The following is a 1060-nucleotide window of genomic DNA, read 5'->3' as shown; positions in this document are numbered from 1 at the left end:
AGCCGGCTGCGCGGGCAGGTGGCGGCGCTTGTGCGCGAAACCGAGCATCTCAACGATCGTCTCTGGGGCCTCGCCGATAGCGAGGAGCGCTACCGCAGCCTGATCGAGGCTCAGGGCGACCTCATCGTCCGGCGCGACGGGGCGCGTATCGTCTATGCCAACCGGGCGTATGCGGCCCTGTTCGGCATCGACGAGGTCGAGCTCGTCGGCAGCAGGATGCAGCTGCCGCAGCTAGCCAGCCGCCCCATTCAGCTGCTCGAGGGCGGGGCGCGCAGCTTCGACGAGTGCCTCGCGACCTATGAAGGCGAGCGCTGGATCTCCTGGGTCGAGACCGCCGTCCTCGATCCGGACGGCCGCACGCTCATCCAGCGCGTCGGTCGCGATATTTCGGGCCGGATCGCCGGAGAGGACGCGCTTGTCGAAGCGCGCGCCCGGGCTGAAGCGGCGAGCGAGGCGAAGTCGCGTTTCCTGGCAACCGTGAGCCATGAATTCCGTACCCCGCTCAACGGCATTCTCGGCATGGCCGATCTCCTTTCGGACACCGGCCCCAATGCCGAGCAGGCGACCTACATCGCGGCGCTGCGGATTTCCGGCGAAGCGCTGCTCGCCCTCGTCGACGACATCCTCGATGTCGCCAAGGTCGAGGCCGGCAAGCTCGAGCTCATCGAGGAGCCGTTCGATGTCGTCCAGCTCGTCGAGACCGTCGCCGAGCTCGTGGCGCCGCGCGCGCAGGCCAAGGGCATCGAGCTTGCCGCCCATATCGCGCCGGACGTTCCGACCCGCCTCGTCGGCGACCGCGACAGGCTCCGCCAGATCCTGCTCAACCTTGTCGGCAACGCCGTGAAGTTCACCGAGGCCGGCGGGGTTGGCCTGAGTCTGCGCTTTGCTGCCGAGGGTGTTGAATTCGTGGTGGCCGATACCGGCCCCGGCATCCCCGCCGACAGGCTCGACGACATCTTCGGCGAGTTCGAGCAGCTGGAGCAGGGCGGTGCACGGCAGGCCGGCGCGGGCCTCGGCCTGGCGATCGTCCGTCGCCTCGCCGGCCTGATGGGCGGAACCG

At 69.1% G+C, this 1060-nt stretch carries 1 protein-coding gene; it reads left to right on the top strand.

The annotated features are described in order from the left end of the window. Positions 1 to 1060 (top strand): sensor histidine kinase (locus tag ACIPIA_RS16915; RefSeq protein WP_400511157.1); only part of this gene is annotated, 1060 nt, incomplete at both ends.

This window comes from Allobosea sp. CER48 (assembly GCF_044752385.1).
In the GTDB taxonomy this organism is placed as follows: Bacteria; Pseudomonadota; Alphaproteobacteria; order Rhizobiales; family Beijerinckiaceae; genus Allobosea.
This window is presented reverse-complemented; position numbering and strand designations above follow the sequence as displayed.